At 65.2% G+C, this 14,774-nt stretch carries 14 protein-coding genes; 4 read left to right on the top strand and 10 right to left on the bottom strand.

What is annotated here, in order from left to right; translation table 11 throughout:
• Positions 1-148: 148 nt before the first annotated feature.
• Positions 149-1,216, bottom strand: a complete 1,068-nt coding sequence (locus ACCO56_RS32760; protein ID WP_433645165.1) for a TraB/GumN family protein — start codon at positions 1,214-1,216, stop codon at positions 149-151.
• A 79-nt stretch (positions 1,217-1,295) separates the two neighbouring features.
• Positions 1,296-2,234, bottom strand: coding sequence for a tyrosine recombinase XerC (locus ACCO56_RS32755; RefSeq protein WP_433645164.1), 939 nt, complete (start codon positions 2,232-2,234; stop codon positions 1,296-1,298).
• A gap of 167 nt (positions 2,235-2,401) precedes the next feature.
• Between ACCO56_RS32755 and rimM the strand changes: the two genes are divergently transcribed.
• Complete coding sequence (rimM, locus tag ACCO56_RS32750; protein ID WP_433645163.1) at positions 2,402-3,004, top strand: ribosome maturation factor RimM; 603 nt, start codon at positions 2,402-2,404, stop codon at positions 3,002-3,004.
• Positions 3,001-3,699 (top strand): tRNA (guanosine(37)-N1)-methyltransferase TrmD, encoded by a 699-nt coding sequence (gene trmD, locus ACCO56_RS32745; protein WP_433645162.1) that lies wholly within the window; start codon positions 3,001-3,003, stop codon positions 3,697-3,699. Before rimM ends, trmD begins: the two co-directional genes overlap by 4 nt.
• On the opposite strand, the gene ACCO56_RS32740 is transcribed toward trmD, so the two are convergent.
• Positions 3,681-4,475: a sulfite exporter TauE/SafE family protein gene (locus ACCO56_RS32740; protein ID WP_433645161.1), complete on the bottom strand. Its 795-nt coding sequence runs from the start codon at positions 4,473-4,475 to the stop codon at positions 3,681-3,683. The two genes, trmD and ACCO56_RS32740, sit on opposite strands and share 19 nt — an antisense overlap.
• Positions 4,476-4,776: 301 nt before the next feature.
• On the opposite strand from ACCO56_RS32740, the gene rplS reads away from it, so the two are divergent.
• A complete protein-coding gene (gene rplS / locus ACCO56_RS32735) occupies positions 4,777-5,301 on the top strand; it encodes a 50S ribosomal protein L19 (RefSeq protein WP_433645160.1) in 525 nt (174 codons plus the stop codon).
• A 74-nt stretch (positions 5,302-5,375) separates the two neighbouring features.
• Here the strand turns inward: rplS and ACCO56_RS32730 are convergent, their stop codons facing one another.
• The 7 genes from ACCO56_RS32730 to ACCO56_RS32700 all read right to left on the bottom strand — a co-directional run bounded on the left by ACCO56_RS32730 (position 5,376) and on the right by ACCO56_RS32700 (position 13,591).
• On the bottom strand, positions 5,376-7,175 hold the full coding sequence (locus tag ACCO56_RS32730; protein WP_433645159.1) for an ABC transporter ATP-binding protein: 1,800 nt from the start codon (positions 7,173-7,175) through the stop codon (positions 5,376-5,378).
• Positions 7,176-7,416: 241 nt separating this feature from the next.
• Positions 7,417-8,361, bottom strand: coding sequence for an acetamidase/formamidase family protein (locus ACCO56_RS32725; RefSeq protein WP_433645158.1), 945 nt, complete (start codon positions 8,359-8,361; stop codon positions 7,417-7,419).
• Entirely contained in the window at positions 8,351-9,976 is a 1,626-nt protein-coding gene (locus ACCO56_RS32720) for an ABC transporter substrate-binding protein (protein WP_433645157.1), read from the bottom strand. Before ACCO56_RS32720 ends, ACCO56_RS32725 begins: the two co-directional genes overlap by 11 nt.
• Before the next feature lie 52 nt (positions 9,977-10,028).
• Positions 10,029-10,949 carry an ABC transporter permease gene (locus ACCO56_RS32715; RefSeq protein WP_433645156.1) on the bottom strand — a complete coding sequence of 307 codons (921 nt, stop codon included), beginning with the start codon at positions 10,947-10,949 and terminating at the stop codon, positions 10,029-10,031.
• Positions 10,949-11,839, bottom strand: coding sequence for an ABC transporter permease (locus tag ACCO56_RS32710; protein ID WP_433645155.1), 891 nt, complete (start codon positions 11,837-11,839; stop codon positions 10,949-10,951). Before ACCO56_RS32710 ends, ACCO56_RS32715 begins: the two co-directional genes overlap by 1 nt.
• Complete coding sequence (locus ACCO56_RS32705; protein WP_433645154.1) at positions 11,826-12,434, bottom strand: ANTAR domain-containing response regulator; 609 nt, start codon at positions 12,432-12,434, stop codon at positions 11,826-11,828. The genes ACCO56_RS32710 and ACCO56_RS32705 overlap by 14 nt, the downstream gene beginning before the upstream one ends.
• Positions 12,431-13,591, bottom strand: a complete 1,161-nt coding sequence (locus tag ACCO56_RS32700) for a transporter substrate-binding domain-containing protein (RefSeq protein WP_433645153.1) — start codon at positions 13,589-13,591, stop codon at positions 12,431-12,433. Before ACCO56_RS32700 ends, ACCO56_RS32705 begins: the two co-directional genes overlap by 4 nt.
• A 233-nt stretch (positions 13,592-13,824) precedes the next feature.
• Between ACCO56_RS32700 and ACCO56_RS32695 the strand changes: the two genes are divergently transcribed.
• Positions 13,825-14,613, top strand: coding sequence for a transporter substrate-binding domain-containing protein (locus tag ACCO56_RS32695; protein ID WP_433645152.1), 789 nt, complete (start codon positions 13,825-13,827; stop codon positions 14,611-14,613).
• Positions 14,614-14,774: the final 161 nt, after the last annotated feature.

Below are 14,774 nucleotides of genomic sequence, written 5' to 3'. Positions count from 1 at the left end.
GTCGATGTCATCTCCGCCTTCGCCAATCACCAACATTTCCGATTGGCGAAAGCCGAGCGGCCGGCGTTTCTCGCCCCGCTTGCGGGGAGAGATGTCCGGCAGGACAGTGAGGGGCGGCGCGAACGGTCAATCATGCTGACCGTTGGCATCACTCCACCGCTGTCACCTCGTAGCCCGCCTTGCGGAACAGCTCGACCAGCCCGTCGGGGCCGGGCAGGTGGAGCGCTCCGACGGCGATGAAGGCATCGCCCTTGGCAAGCAGCGGCTCGGCTTTCTCGACCATCGTCCTGTTGCGCGCCGTGACGATCGTCTCCTCGAAGGCGGCGTAACCGGCCTGATCGTCCTTGCCGCTCGGAAGCACGGCGCGGAACAGCGGCCAGAACATTCCGGTGTCGCCATTGAGGTAGAGCACGATCATCGTCTCGATGACATCGTCCATGCGGTCGCCGAGCTTCAGCGTCTCGACAAGTCCCTTGATATGGAAGTCCATCGGCAGCGAGGCCATGGCTTCCAGTTGCTCTTCGGCCGTCTCCAGTCCCGCAAGGGCCTTGCCGGACGCCTTGGCATCCTCGGCGAGCTTGACGTCCAGCACCGGCGCGCCGTCGCTCTTGCGCGCCATCTCGCAAGTGGGCAGCGCGACCATGGCCGAGAGCATCCACGGTTTCATCTTGGCGACGGCGGCCAGCGGGATGCCGCGCGCGGCGAGCCCGGCATCCACCACTTCGATGTCCTCGGGCGACAGCAGCGAGGTGAGCGTCGTCTCGTCGGTGAACATGGTGAGCTCGGGCTTCTTCATCAGCGCAGCCATCATGCCCGCCTGGTCGAGAACGTCGGTCGTTTCGATCACCACGGTGGCCGACGCGTCGTACGCGGTCTTCGCCGACGGGGGCAGGGTGGTTACGCGCGGGTCGGTCATATGCATTGTGCCGAACAGGAACGACGGGGGCCTGCCTTCCTTTTCGAGCTTCCAGAGCAGACCCTTGCCGTTCGGCGTCGCGGCGGCGTCGCGCTCGATCTTCTCGACGGCGGCGGGATCCTGCCTGGCGAGTTCGGCCAGCATGTCGGATCCTGAGCAGGCCGGAGCTTCGGCCCGGGCCTTGCCGGCGACCATCACCGTGGTCGCGAGGAAGGATAGGAAGACGAGGACGTTCAAGGCCGCAAGCAGCCTCATCGCCCAGGGCGCCCAACGATCGGCGACGGCAACAGCGCGTTTCATGGGACGACGCCTAGACGCGAAATGCGGCGAAACCGTTAATCCCGCCGGGCAAATTACCTCGACCGAAGGCCAATCGTCCCTAAGCGCGAGGATGAGCAGACTGGTAGATCTCGAGCAGGCGCGCCGTGTCCACACCGGTATAGATCTGCGTGGTCGACAGGCTGGCATGGCCGAGCAGTTCCTGGATGGTGCGCAGATCGCCGCCCCGGCCGAGAAGATGGGTGGCGAAAGAATGGCGCAACGCGTGCGGCGTCGCCGTGTCCGGCAGGTTGAGGGCGGAACGCAGCTTCCGCATCTCGCGCTGGATGATCGCCGGGTTGAGCGGCCCGCCACGCGCCCCACGGAACAGCAGCCCTTCCGGGTCGAGGTGATAGGGGCAGAGCCGGCGATATTCGGCGACCCCCTGGAATGCCACCGGAAGCACCGGCACGAGCCGTGTCTTGCCGCCTTTGCCCGTGATCCGGAGCACGCTGTCGCCCGGATTCGACAGCTCGTGGCCGGCAAGGCCGAGCGCCTCGGAAATGCGCAGGCCCGAGCCGTAAAGCAGCGTCAGCACGGCGGCGTTGCGCGCCGCGATCCAGGGTTCCTCGGCGAGCTGGCCTTCGGTCGACACCACACGCTTGGCATCGGCCGCCGTCAGCGGCTTGGGGAGGCTCTTCGGCTGCTTCGGAGCGCGCAGTGCCGTCGCGCCGGCGGCGTTGACCAGGCCCTTGCGTTCGAGGAAACGCAGCAGCGATCGCACCCCCGCGAGGCCGCGCCCGAGCGTGCGCGCGCCGGCTCCAGCCGTCCGGCGCTGCGCCAGGAAGGCGCGGAGATCCGCTGGCCGCAGCGCGCTGATGTCGGCGATATCAGGCGGTTCGCCGAAATGACCCGTGAGGAACTGAAGAAATTGCCTCGTATCACGCTCGTAGGCTTCGACCGTGAGGTTTGACAGCCGCCGCTCGCCGGCCAGCGCCTTCAGCCATTCGGCGCGCGCCGCCTGGAGATCGTCCTTCGCCGTGATCAGAAATTCCTGCATGGCCCGATGTTGACGCGGTCGGGTTAGCATCCGGTGAATTTACGCCGCGCAGACCTCATCCGGTGTCAGAGATGCGGGCTGCGATCGGATCGGGGAACCGTCCGTCATCCGAGTGGTTCAAATTCCCGATGATTCGGTGTAGAGCGCCGCGCAACAGGAGCCGCTCCATGACCAAGCCCCATAACCCAGTCCAGATGGCCGTGATCGGTGCGGCCCATGGCATCAAGGGCGATTTGCGCGTCAAGACGTTCACCGGCGATCCGCTGGCGCTCGGCGATTACGGCCCGCTCTATTCGCGCGAGGGGCGCGCCTTCGAGATCGTCGACCTGAGACAGCAAGGCAATGTGCTGGTGGTGCATTTCAAGGCCATCAGCGACCGCAACGCCGCCGAGGCGCTGAACGGCACCCAGCTATTCGTCGATCGATCGGCCCTGCCGGACGATCTGGAGGAGGGTGAATTCTACCATGCCGATCTGGTCGGACTGTCGGTGAAGGACGATGCCGGCGCGGTGATCGGCAAGGTGACGGCGGTGCAGAATTACGGCGGCGGGGACATATTGGCGGTGACGCTCGCAATGGGCGGCGACGTCCTCGTTCCCTTCACGCAGGCCGCCGTGCCCGATGTCTCCGTGGCCGGTGGCTACATTGTCATCGATCCGGTCGCCGCCGGGCTAGTGGAGGACGAGGAAGACGCCGATGCCGGCGGACCGCACGGCTTCGATCCGAAGAGCCGTCCGCGCGGACCGCGGGAAGCAGGGGGCAACCGGTGAGTTTTCGTGCCTCGGTGCTCACGCTCTATCCGGAAATGTTTCCCGGCGCGCTCGGCCTGTCGCTCGCCGGTCGCGCGCTTGCCGAAGGCACCTGGTCTCTGGAGACGGTGCAAATCCGCGACTTCGCCACTGACCGGCACCGCACGGTGGACGACACGCCGGCCGGCGGCGGCGCCGGCATGGTGATGCGCGCCGACATCGTCGCCAAGGCGATCGACCATGCCGCCCCTGCGGACGACGCAAGGCCGAAGCTCCTGATGAGCCCGCGCGGCCGTCCGCTCACTCAGGCGCGCGTCCGCGCGCTCGCGGCCGGGCCAGGCGTGGTGATCGTATGCGGCCGTTTCGAGGGGATCGATCAGCGCGTGATCGAGGCGCGGCAGCTCGAGGAGGTCTCGATCGGCGACTACATATTGTCGGGAGGCGAGCCGGCGGCACTCGTCCTGCTCGACGCGGCCGTACGCCTTCTGCCGGGCGTCATGGGCAACGAGGCCTCCGGCACGGAAGAGAGCTTCGAGAACGGGCTGCTCGAACATCCGCATTACACCCGCCCGCAGGAGTTCGAGGGGCGCACGATCCCCGACGTGCTGACGTCGGGCAATCATGCCCGCATCGCGGCATGGCGCCGCGCCGAGGCGGAAAGGCTGACGGCCGAGCGCCGGCCCGACCTGCTGCAATCTCAGCCGGTCACGAAATAATAGGCCGCCAGGAACAGGCCGGTAGCGATGACGAAGCCGCGCACGGCGCCCTGCGGTACGCGCTTGGCCGCCCATACGCCGGCGTAACCGCCGAGCGCCACGCCGGGCACCATCACGGCCGCTTCCAGCCAGGCCACGACGCCGCCGCCGACAAAGACAACGATGGCGACCGCCGCGATCACGATCGACAGCATGTTCTTCAGCGCGTTGAGGCGATGATAGTCGCCGCTCTGGGTGAGGCCGAGCGTAGCCAGCATCATGACCCCCATGCCGGCGCCGAAGAAGCCGCCATAGACGGCAGTGAAGAACTGTACGATCGAGCCCGGCAGCGAGCCGACCGCGGCCTCCTTGCCGGGCTTCGGCGTAGGCTTCAGCCACGGGCCGGCGGCGAAAAGAGCGGTCGCGGCGATCAGCAGCCACGGCACCATCTGGCGGAACGAGGGGTTGTCGAGCGACAGGAGAATGAGCGAGCCGCAGAGCGCACCGACGGCGGAGATGGCGGCGAGCAGAAGGGCGCCACGCCAGAACTTGCGGATGTCGCTCCAATAGGCGAGCGTCGAGGTGATGTAGCCGGGAAACTGCGAGACGGAGGAGGTCGCATTGGCCCCGATCGGCGGGATGCCGGCGAGAGACAATGCGGCGAAGGTGATGAAAGTGCCACCGCCGGCGACCGCGTTCACCGCGCCCGACAGGAAACCGGAAAGAAAGATCAGCGCGGCGAGGAGAAGCGACAAGAGGACACCCGGCAGGATTCGAAGACCCCCTCTAGAAAGCATGCTCGGCCATGGCAAGCGCGACGGGAGTGAAACAGTTTTGCCGGTCCGCGAATGTATTGGGCCAAGGCGGCCGTTTCCATTTCCGCTGACATGAGGAAAAATGTCACGGGAAAGGTGACAAACCCGACGGAAGCGTGTATGAGCCCGCCGAACTCGGGATCTAGGTTCCGGTCCCGTCGATAAGTACGGTGAATTCGCCCCTGCCGTTTCTCCGGATGGAGAAAGGACATAGCCCAGCGGTCACGAACTGCGGGCAAGAGCGGGCGCTCTGGCCGTCGAGAACCAAGAAGAGGATACTGAGATGGACCTTATCCGTCAGCTCGAGGCCGAGCAGGCCGCCAAGATCGAAGCCAAGCGCAAGCTCCCCGAATTCCAACCGGGCGACACCGTGCGCGTCCAGGTGCGCGTCACCGAGGGCTCGCGTACCCGCGTGCAGGCCTATGAGGGCGTCGTGATCGCCCGTTCCGGCTCCGGCTTCCAGGAAAACTTCACCGTCCGCAAGATCTCTTATGGCGAAGGCGTGGAGCGCGTGTTCCCGGTCTATTCGCCGCTGGTCGAGGGCGTCGAGATCGTCCGCCGCGGCAAGGTGCGTCGCGCCAAGCTCTATTACCTGCGCGATCGTCGCGGCAAGTCGGCCCGCATCTCCGAGAACACCGGAGTGCGCGCCCGCAAGCTGAATGACGCCGAGCGTGAGGCGGCGCTTGCCGAGCGCGCCAGGATCGAGGCCGAGAAGGTCGCCGCCGCCGAGGCTCTGGCTGCCGAGAAGGCTGCCGCCGAAGCCGCCGAGAAGGCAGCTGCCGATGCGGCTGAGAAGGCGGCCGAATAGGCCCTTCTTCTCCGGTACAGGGATCAAGGCGGCTTCGGCCGCCTTTTTCATATGCGGCAGATATGGCTGGCTGCTCAAGCCGCCGCGTGCCACACCAGATGGCCGCCGCCGACATCCTCGTAGAACTGTTCGGGTGCGACGTAGTCGAGGTCGTGGACCGGGCTCGGCAGGTCGCCATCGAGCGGCACGAAGGCGCGCCGAGGCCGATCGGGATCGGCAACCGGCACGGCTTCCATGAGGCGCTTGGTATAGGGGTGGCGCGGGTTCTCGAAGACCTGGGCGCGCGTGCCCGATTCCACGAAACGGCCCATATACATGACCGCAACGCGATGGCTGATCTGCTCGACCACGGCCATGTCGTGCGAGATGAAGAGATAGGACACGCCGGTCTCGTTCTGGATGTCCTGCAGGAGATCGAGCACCTGCGCCTGGATAGACACGTCCAGCGCGGCCACGCTTTCGTCCGCAACGATGACCTTCGGCGACAGCGAGAGGGCGCGCGCGATGCAAACGCGCTGACGCTGGCCGCCCGAGAATTCGTGCGGGTAGCGTTTCATCTGGTCGGCCGAAAGGCCGACGCGGCCGAAGAGATATTCGACGCGGTCGTCGAGTTCCGTGCCGGAGGCGAGGCCGTGGATGACCAGCGGCTCGGCGACGAGATCGCCCACGCGCATGCGCGGATCGAGCGAGGCGTAGGGGTCCTGGAACACCATCTGGATGTCGCGCAGGACCGGCTTCATCGCCGCGCGGGAAAGACCCCGCGTGGCCGTGCCGGAGATGCGGATGTCGCCCGACCACGGCACGAGATTGAGCAGCGCCTTGCCGGTGGTCGACTTGCCGCAGCCGGATTCGCCTACCAGCGACAGCGTCTCGCCGCGGCCGAGCCTGAAGGAGACGCCTTCCACCGCGTGCACCCGGCGCACCGGTCTCTGCAGAATGCCGCCCGTGATGTCGAAGCGCACGACCAGGTCATCGACCTCGACCACGGGTTTCACCACCGGCGGCGCGGCCGAGGTGATGTCCTTCGCCACCGCCGCCACCCGTTTTGGCAAGATCGTTCCCGTCATCTCGCCGAGGCGCGGCACGGCGTCGAGGAGCTTCTTCGTGTAGTCCGCTCCGGGCGCCCGGAAAATCGCGCCGAGCGGACCGTTTTCGACCTCCCGGCCCTGATTCATCACCAGCACGTGGTCGGCCATCTCGGCGACCACGCCCATGTCGTGGGTGATCAGGATGACGGAGATGCCGTTCTCCGCCTGGAGCTTGCGGATCAGCGCCAGGATCTGCGACTGGACGGTGACGTCGAGCGCCGTCGTCGGTTCGTCGGCGATGAGTAGCTGAGGGCTCTGCGACAGCGCCATGGCGATCATGACGCGCTGGCGCATGCCGCCGGAAAGCTCGAACGGATATTGTGACAGCCGCCGCGTCGCGTCGCTGATCTGGACCTGGTCGAGCAGCGCCTTGGCGCCCGCCCGGGCTTCCGAGACGGAAACGGATTTATGCGCGGCAACGGCTTCCCCGAGCTGGCGGCCGACGGTCAGCACCGGGTTCAACGAGGTCATCGGCTCCTGGAAGATCATGCCGATCTTCTTGCCGCGCACGTGCCGCATCTCGCGCTCGGAAAGCGCCAGGATGTTTTGTCCGCCGAGCAGGGCCTCGCCGGAAGCCACCCGCGCCATCGGCTTCGGCAGGAGCTGCATCAGCGACAGCGCTGTCATCGACTTGCCGGAGCCGCTCTCACCGGCGATGCAAAGCGTCTCGCCACGGCCGAGATCGAAGGACAGCCGGTCGACGACAGTGCGAGCGCCGACCGGCGTCGCCACCTGCGTGACGAGGTTCCTGACGGTGAGGAGCTTGGCGGTTTTCTTGTCGCTCATGCCGTCACTGACCGGAAAGAGGAGGAAAGAATGCCGCTGGCGCTGCCCCTCATCGGCCTGCCGGCCACTTCTCCCCGTGAAGAACGGGGAGAAGACCGCTGCCGTCTCCGGTTTCGCCAATCGCCAACGTTACCGAGTGGCGAAACCGAAGCGGCCGGCGTCTCTCTCCCCGTCCATCGACGGGGAGAGATGTCCGGCAGGACAGTGAGGGGCTTTCGGCGCTCGATCAAAACGGCTGTCCTTACTCGAACACCACGCGCGGGAAGTAGAACGACACGACCCAGTTCGGCATGTCGACGATCTCGCTGATCCTGAGGTCGCCGCAGACCGAGCAGAGCATGTAGGCGTCTTCCGCCGCGAGGCCGTGCTCCTTCCCGAGCAGGTCGATCATGTTGGACAAGGCGGCCTTCGCGCCGGTCCACAGATCCGGTCCGACTCCCGTGGTGACCTCGTAGCCCTTCTCGTCGAGATGGCGGGTCACCGGGCCCGGCGTGGTGAAGCGCGGCATCGAAAGGTTGGCGTCCTTCACCAGGTCGAGCGTCAGTGCGACATTCATCGCGCTTTCGATGGCCGTGCCGCAGACCTCGCCGTCGCCCTGGGCTGCATGGGTGTCGCCGATCGAGAACAGCGCGCCCTCGACTTCGATGGGCAGATAGAGCGTGGTGCCCGCGGCGAGATCGCGAATGTCGAGATTGCCGCCGACGCGCCGCGGCGGCACGACGGAATGAAGGCCTTCCTCGGCGAGCGCCACACCGATCGTCCCGGCGAAAGGCTTCAGCGGCACCCTCGCGTACTTGCCGAAGAGAGCCGGCTTCAGCGTCGCCGGATCGTATTTCCACAGGGCGAGCGCCGGCTCCTTGAACTGATCGGCGAGCAGCCCGAAGCCAGGGATGTTGGCAGTCCAGCCGAAGCCGGAAGGCTCGAATTCGTGGATGGTGATCTTCAGCGCGTCGCCCGGCATGGCGCCGTCGACATGGATCGGGCCGGTGACCGGGTTGACCTTGGAGAAATCGAGCGTGGAGACGTCGGCGACGGTGCTGTCCGGCTTGAAATGGCCCGACCCGCTGTCGACGCACTCGAACTTGATCGTCGAGCCGGGCGCTACCTTCTCGACGGGTGGGATCGAACGATCCCACCCGAAGTGATGGTTGCGGCCATGGATGGTGTACTGGCAGTTATTGCACATCTTTGGCGTAGACCTGATCGTAGTGGACGGGGATGTGGACGGGATCGACGAAAAGAGCGTCGGCCCCGCCTATGCGCTCGGAGCGGACCGAGAAGCGCTCTTCGTTGAAGACGGGGGCCCAGGGGGCATCCTCCATGATCTTGAGGTAGATGTCGCGCCACATCGCTTCGCGCTCTCCGGCCTTTGCCGGGTCGACGATCGAATCGGCCTCGGCCGCCTTCTTGTCGAGCTCCTCGTTGCAGTACCACGACCAGTTCCAGCCGCCCGGCACCGCGCCGCCGCAGCCGAGGATCGGACCGTAGAAGTTGGACGGATCCGGGAAGTCGGCGATCCATGCCATGCCGCCCGACCAGATCATCGGCGCGCCTTCCTTCTCGCCGCCGGCGGCGATCACATTGGCCTGGGCGAGGGACTTGATCGACGCCTTGATGCCGATCGCGGCGAGATCCTGCTGGATCGCCTGGGCGATGCGCGGCTGCGGGTCGGTGTTGGCCACGAAGAGTTCGGTCTCGAAGCCGTCCGCGAGGCCGGCCTCGGCGAGCAGCGCCTTTGCCTTCTCCACGTCATAGGCATAGCCCTTGTAGTCCTTGGCATAGCCCGGCATGGATGGCGGCAGCGGCTGGTTCGCCGGTACGGCGCGGCCATTGATGATGCGGACGATGCGGTCCTTGTTGATGGCCATGTTGACGGCCTGGCGCACCTTCACATCGTCGAAAGGCTTCACGTTGACGTTCATCGTCACATAGCCGGTATGGAGCTGACCGCCGCGGATGATGAGATCCTTGAAGGCCGGATCGTTCTGGACCTCGATGAATTTCGCCGGCGGAATGCCGTCGCCGGGCACGTCGATCTCGCCCTTCTGCAGGCGCAGAAGCGCCACGACCGGCTCCTGGCCGAATTCGAAGGTGATCTGGTCGAGCTTCGGCAGGCCCTTGTTCCAGTAATCGGGGAAGCGCTCGAAGACGAGGCGCTGGCCGAGCGTCCATTCGGCCATCTTGAAGGCGCCGGAACCGACGGGATGTTTGCCGAAGTCGGCGCCGTATTTCTCGACCTCTTCCTTCGGCACGACATGCGAGAAGTTGATGGCGAGCACATGGAGGAAGGTCGCGTCGGGCCGCGAGAGCTCGAACTTGATCGTGTAGGGATCGACGACGGTGATGCCGGAAAGCTGCTCGGCCTTCCCCGTGGAAGCCTCTTCGAAGCCCTTGATCGATCCGAAGAAGCCGGCGCCGGGGCTCTGCGTCTTCGGATTCACGACGCGCTCGATCGAATACTTGACGTCGTCGGCGGTCAACTCGCGGCCGTTATGGAACTTGACGCCCTTGCGCAGCGTGAAGGTGAAGGTCTGGCCGTCGTCCGAGATGGTGTAGTCTTCGGCAAGATCCTTGGTGAGCTTGGTCGTGCCGGGCTCGTAGTCCATCAGCCCGTCGAACAGCGATTTGATCATCGACCAGTTCTGCCAGTCGTAGCCGATCGCCGGGTCGAGCGTGGAGACGTCGTCCTTGTAGGTGACGGTCATCTGCCCGCCTTGCTTGATTTCCTGAGCGAACGCGCCGCCCGCGAGCGGTAGGGTGAGAGCGGCGGCGGCGACCCCCGCCAGAAGCATCTTCTTCATTCTGTCGTTCCTTTCTCCGGAGTTTTTCGTTGATTGTCGGTCATGCATGTTCTCACCGCAGCTTGATGCGGGGATCGATCAGGGGCGCGATCAGGTCCGCCAGCAGATTGCCGAGCACGATGGCGAAGGCCGAGACCATGGTGACGCCCATGATGATGGGGATGTCGACGCGCTGGATCGCCTGCCAGGCGAGTTGCCCGATGCCGGGCCAGCCGTAGACGCTCTCCACCACAACGATGCCCGACATGAACAGACCGATGTCGATGCCGATCATCGCGACGATGGGCAGGATGGCGTTGGGCATGGCGTGGCCGAACAGGATCTTGGCGCGCTTCAGGCCTTTGGCGCGGGCGGTGCGGATATAGTCCTGGCGCAGCACGTCGATCAGCGACGAACGCATCATGCGCGAGTACCAGCCGGCGCCGAGGAAACCGAGCGTGAGGGAGGGAAGGACGAGATGCGCAAAAGTCCCGTAGCCGCCGATCGGGAACCAGCCGAGCTGGACGGCGAAGACATAGAGCAGAAGAATGCCGATGACGAATTGTGGCGCCGACACACCGAGGAAGGAGAAGATCATCAAGGCATCGTCGGTGCGCGAGCCGCGCCGCAGCGCGGCGATGACCCCCATGGTGATGCCGATCAGGAGTTCGCAGAAGATGGCGCCGACCATCAGGAGCAGGCTGGCCGGCAAACGCGACCAGATCAGTTCGGAGACCTCCGTCTTCTGCAGGTAGGAGCGGCCGAGATCGCCCTGCAGGAGATCGCCGAGATAGCGCAGATATTGCTGGTAGAAGGGCAGGTTCAGCCCGAGCTGTTCGCGGATGTTCTCCACCGTCGCAGCTGTCGCGCTGCGGCCGGCGATCTGGCGCGCCGGATCGGCGGGCACGAGATAGAGCAGCACGAAGGTGACGAGGCTGATGCCGAAGAGGATGAAGACCGTCTGGAGCAGCCGGCGGGCGATGTAGGAAACCATCAGTGGTGCCCCTGCTGCGTGGGGTCGAGTATGTCGCGCAGGGCGTCGCCGACGAGATTGAAGGCGAGGGCGAGGAGCAGGATCGCCGCACCGGGAATGAAGACAAGCCAGGGCGCGCTGGTGAAATAGGTCTGGTTTTCGAAGATGATGTTGCCCCAGGACGGGATGGGCGGCTGCACCCCGATGCCGAGGAAGCTCAGCGTCGCCTCGAGCAGCACGGTGGTGGCGATGCCGAGCGTCGCCCAAACGATGATGGTCGAGAAAAGATGCGGCAGTATGTGGCGCAGCATGATGCGTAGCGCGCCGGCGCCCATGGCGCGCTCGGCATCGATGAAGTCGCGTTCGGCGAGCGAGCGGGTTTCGGTGTAGAGCACGCGCGCGATCTGCACCCAGTTCACCATGGCGATGACCATGGCGACGATCCACAGGCTCGGCGTAAAGATGGCCGCCAGGACGATGGCGAGCAGCAGCGCGGGAAAGGCCATCATCAGGTCGGTGAAGCGCATCAGCACGCTCTCGACCGGGCCGCGGAAATAACCCGCGCATACGCCGACGACGGAACCGATGAGGACAGCGATGCCGTTGGCGACGACACCGATGATGAGCGAGGTTTGCGCCCCGTAGATCAGCCGGCTGAACAGATCGCGGCCGACGAGGTCGGTGCCGAACCAGAATTTCCCGTCCGGCGGCAGCGGCGCGCCTTCGAGCGTCAGGCCGTCGAAGAACTGCTCGTAGGGATCGTAGGGGGCGAGCCATGGCGCGGAGATCGCGGCAATCGCCACGACGAGGATCACGATCAGGCCGAACAAAGCGAGCGGGCGGCGGACGAGCCGGCCAAGCACCGTGCGCGTCGGAGGGGCGACGGCGGGACCGGCGTCAAGCGCGCTCATCGGACTTCCCCAGGACGTCGACGGAAAAGACGAGGTCGGCGGCGGCCGTCTCGATGGGCTGGCGGGCACTCATCGCGGCAAGGCGAAGCTTTTGATAGGCGGCCCTGGCCGAGATATTGTCGCGCACCATCAGGAGCGCGGTGGCCTCGGCGAGCACCTCGCGGCTTTCGAGCCGCTCTCTGAGGGCGGCGATCTCGGCGGTCATCGCGCCACGCTCGGCAAAGGAATGGCAGGCGATGACCAACGCGCTGTAGAGGCCGGCGCTGCCTATGGGCTTCAGCAGTTGCGCATCGGCACGCTGGCCCATCGCCCAGGCGATGCGACCCGGCGCCTCGCTGCCGATGAGCGCGATGACGGGCATGGGAGCCTTGCCCGGTTCCCATGGGAACTGCCCGTCATAGCCCATGTCGGCGTCGATCAGCACGACATTGTAGTCCCGAAGGTCAGGCAGATGCGTCGCCTCCGGCCAGCAATGGGTGGCGGCGATGCCGATGCGCTCGAATTGCTGCAGGATTGCGTCGACATTGGCGTGCGGCCGGTGCACGACCAGCGCGCTCCAGCCTTCGAAGGACGGTGTCTCTCTGGGCGCCTTCATCGGACGATCCTCAGGTGGCCCGGCTTTTCCGCATCCTGCGCCGCAATGCCGAGCGGTGTGCGTGTGAGGAACGGATCGGGATCGATCGCGGCCTTGCCTCGATGGACGATCTCGAACGTGCCGTCGGCAAGCGCCCGGCCGATATGGGCATGCATGGCGACGTGGTTGGTCTTGGCATCGACGCGGATGTCGCCGAAAGGCGAAGCATAGGGCCCAGCCTTGGCGGCCGCCAGCACGTTCTCGATCGCGTCGGTGTCCGTTTCACGGATCGCATTCGCGATGAGGAAGACGCTGGCATAGCTCTGCGCGAAGAAGGCGCTGATGGGGCCGCGGCCCGCATTGTGTCGCACGCTTTCGAGGAAGGTCCGATTGCGCTCTGTTTGTTCAGACTGGAAATAGCAGGAGACCGTATAGTTGCCAGCGACGGCCTCGCCGAGGCTGGCCGCTTCGACCTCGTAAAGGTTGCAGCTCAGGACGGGGCGCCTGTGCGCCCGGAAGTCGGCATCCGCCTGGCCGAGCGCATGATAGGCGCGAAGGAAGGCATAGGACGACGGGCCGATCAGATTGTTGAGGATGAAGTCCGGGCGCTTTGCGCGGATTTCGGCGACGAGCCGTTCGATGTCGATGTCGCCGATCGGGATATAACGTTCGGCGACCACCTCGCCCCCCGAGCGATGGACATATTCGCGGGCGATGCGGTTGGTCTCCCAGCCCCAGATGTAATTGGAGCCGAGCAGCACCGGGTTTCGCCCGAAGCGGGGCACGACGTAGTCGAGAAGTGGCACCAGATGCTGGTTGGCGCAGGCCGCCACGTAGACGACGTTCTCGCTGGCCTCGAAGCCTTCGTAGACGCAAGGGTACCAGAGCAGCGCGTCGGTCTTCTCGACGACGGGGATGACCTCCTTGCGGCTCCACGACGTGGTGCAGCCCACAACATGTCGCACGCCATGGCGCCGCACCATGTCGAGGCAGAGCACGGCGTAACGATCGGTATTGCCTTCCGGGTCGGCGACCGCGGGAGCGAAGGTGAAGGGATAGTCGTCGCGGCCGTTGATCTCTTCGATCGCCGCCATGGCGCCGTCAAATCCCTGCCGGCCCGGAGCAGCATAAGGGCCGGTCCGGGAAAACAGGATGCCGATCGGGATCGACAGGGTCATGGTCGCATCTGCGCCCCGTAAAAAAGCAAAAGGCCCCATTCCAGGAATGCACTCCCCGGAACAAGGCCCAAATGCCAGACTGAAATTTTTTGTCGCAAACAGTTACGGCTTTAATCGAAAATGAGTCAAGATGCCTTAACTGCGCCATGCTGTACCGGCGCCCGCGCTAGTGCGGTGAAGGGGTTGGCTACAGTCTGCAGCCGTTCCCGAGGAGACAAGGAGGAGCGTACGACGTGACCAGAAGCTTTCCGATCTTAGTGGCGGCGCTGCTCTTTCCGCTTTCGGCCTGGGCCCAGGCTCTGCCCGATCTCGGCGGCCGCTCGGTCTCCGTCGTGACGGAGAATGCCTATCCGCCGCTGCAATTCGTCGATCCCAAGACGGGAAAGGCCATCGGCTGGGAGTATGATGCCATGGCCGAGATCGCCAAGCGGCTGAACTTCAAGGTCGAGTACCAGAACTCCTCCTGGGACGCGATGATCCCCGCCGTCTCGGAGGGCCAATACAATATCGGCATGACCGGCATCACCATCAAGGAAGACCGCAAGCAGAAGGTGGACTTCTCCGATCCCTATATGCGTTCGGAAATGCGGATGCTGGTGCGGGCCGACGAGAACCGCTTCACCGACGAGAAGAGCTTCGCCGCTTTCGAGGACGGGCTTGCGGCGGCGCAACCCGGCACCACGCCTTTTTACGTCACGGTCTACAACGTCCTCGACGGCAATGAGCAGAACCCGCGCATCAAGCTCTTCGAGAGCTTCGGCGCCGGCATCCAGGCGCTCAAGGCGGGCGATGTCGACCTGGCGCTCACGGACGGAGTCGCGGCCCAGGGCTACGTCGACTCCTCCGGCGGCAAGCTGAAGATCATCGCCGGCCCGCTCGGCGCCGAGGAATTCGGCTTCATCTTCGCCAAGGGCTCGGACCTCGTCGCACCTGTCAACGCCGCGATCGCATCCATGAAGGCCGATGGGACCATCGATGCGCTGAACAAGAAGTGGTTCGTCGATTACAAGATGGGGCAGTGAGCGTTCGCGGCTGATGGCACATATCCCCTTTGATGTCTCGATTGAGCCCCTCATCGGCCTGCCGGCCACTTCTCCCCGTGGAACGGGGAGAAGACCGCTCTCATCTCCGCCTTCGCTAATCGCCAACGTTGCCGATTGGCGAAAGCCAAGCGGCAGGCGTC

It is taken from the genome of Mesorhizobium sp. 1B3, assembly GCF_050958605.1.
Classification (GTDB): Bacteria; Pseudomonadota; Alphaproteobacteria; order Rhizobiales; family Rhizobiaceae.
This window is presented reverse-complemented; position numbering and strand designations above follow the sequence as displayed.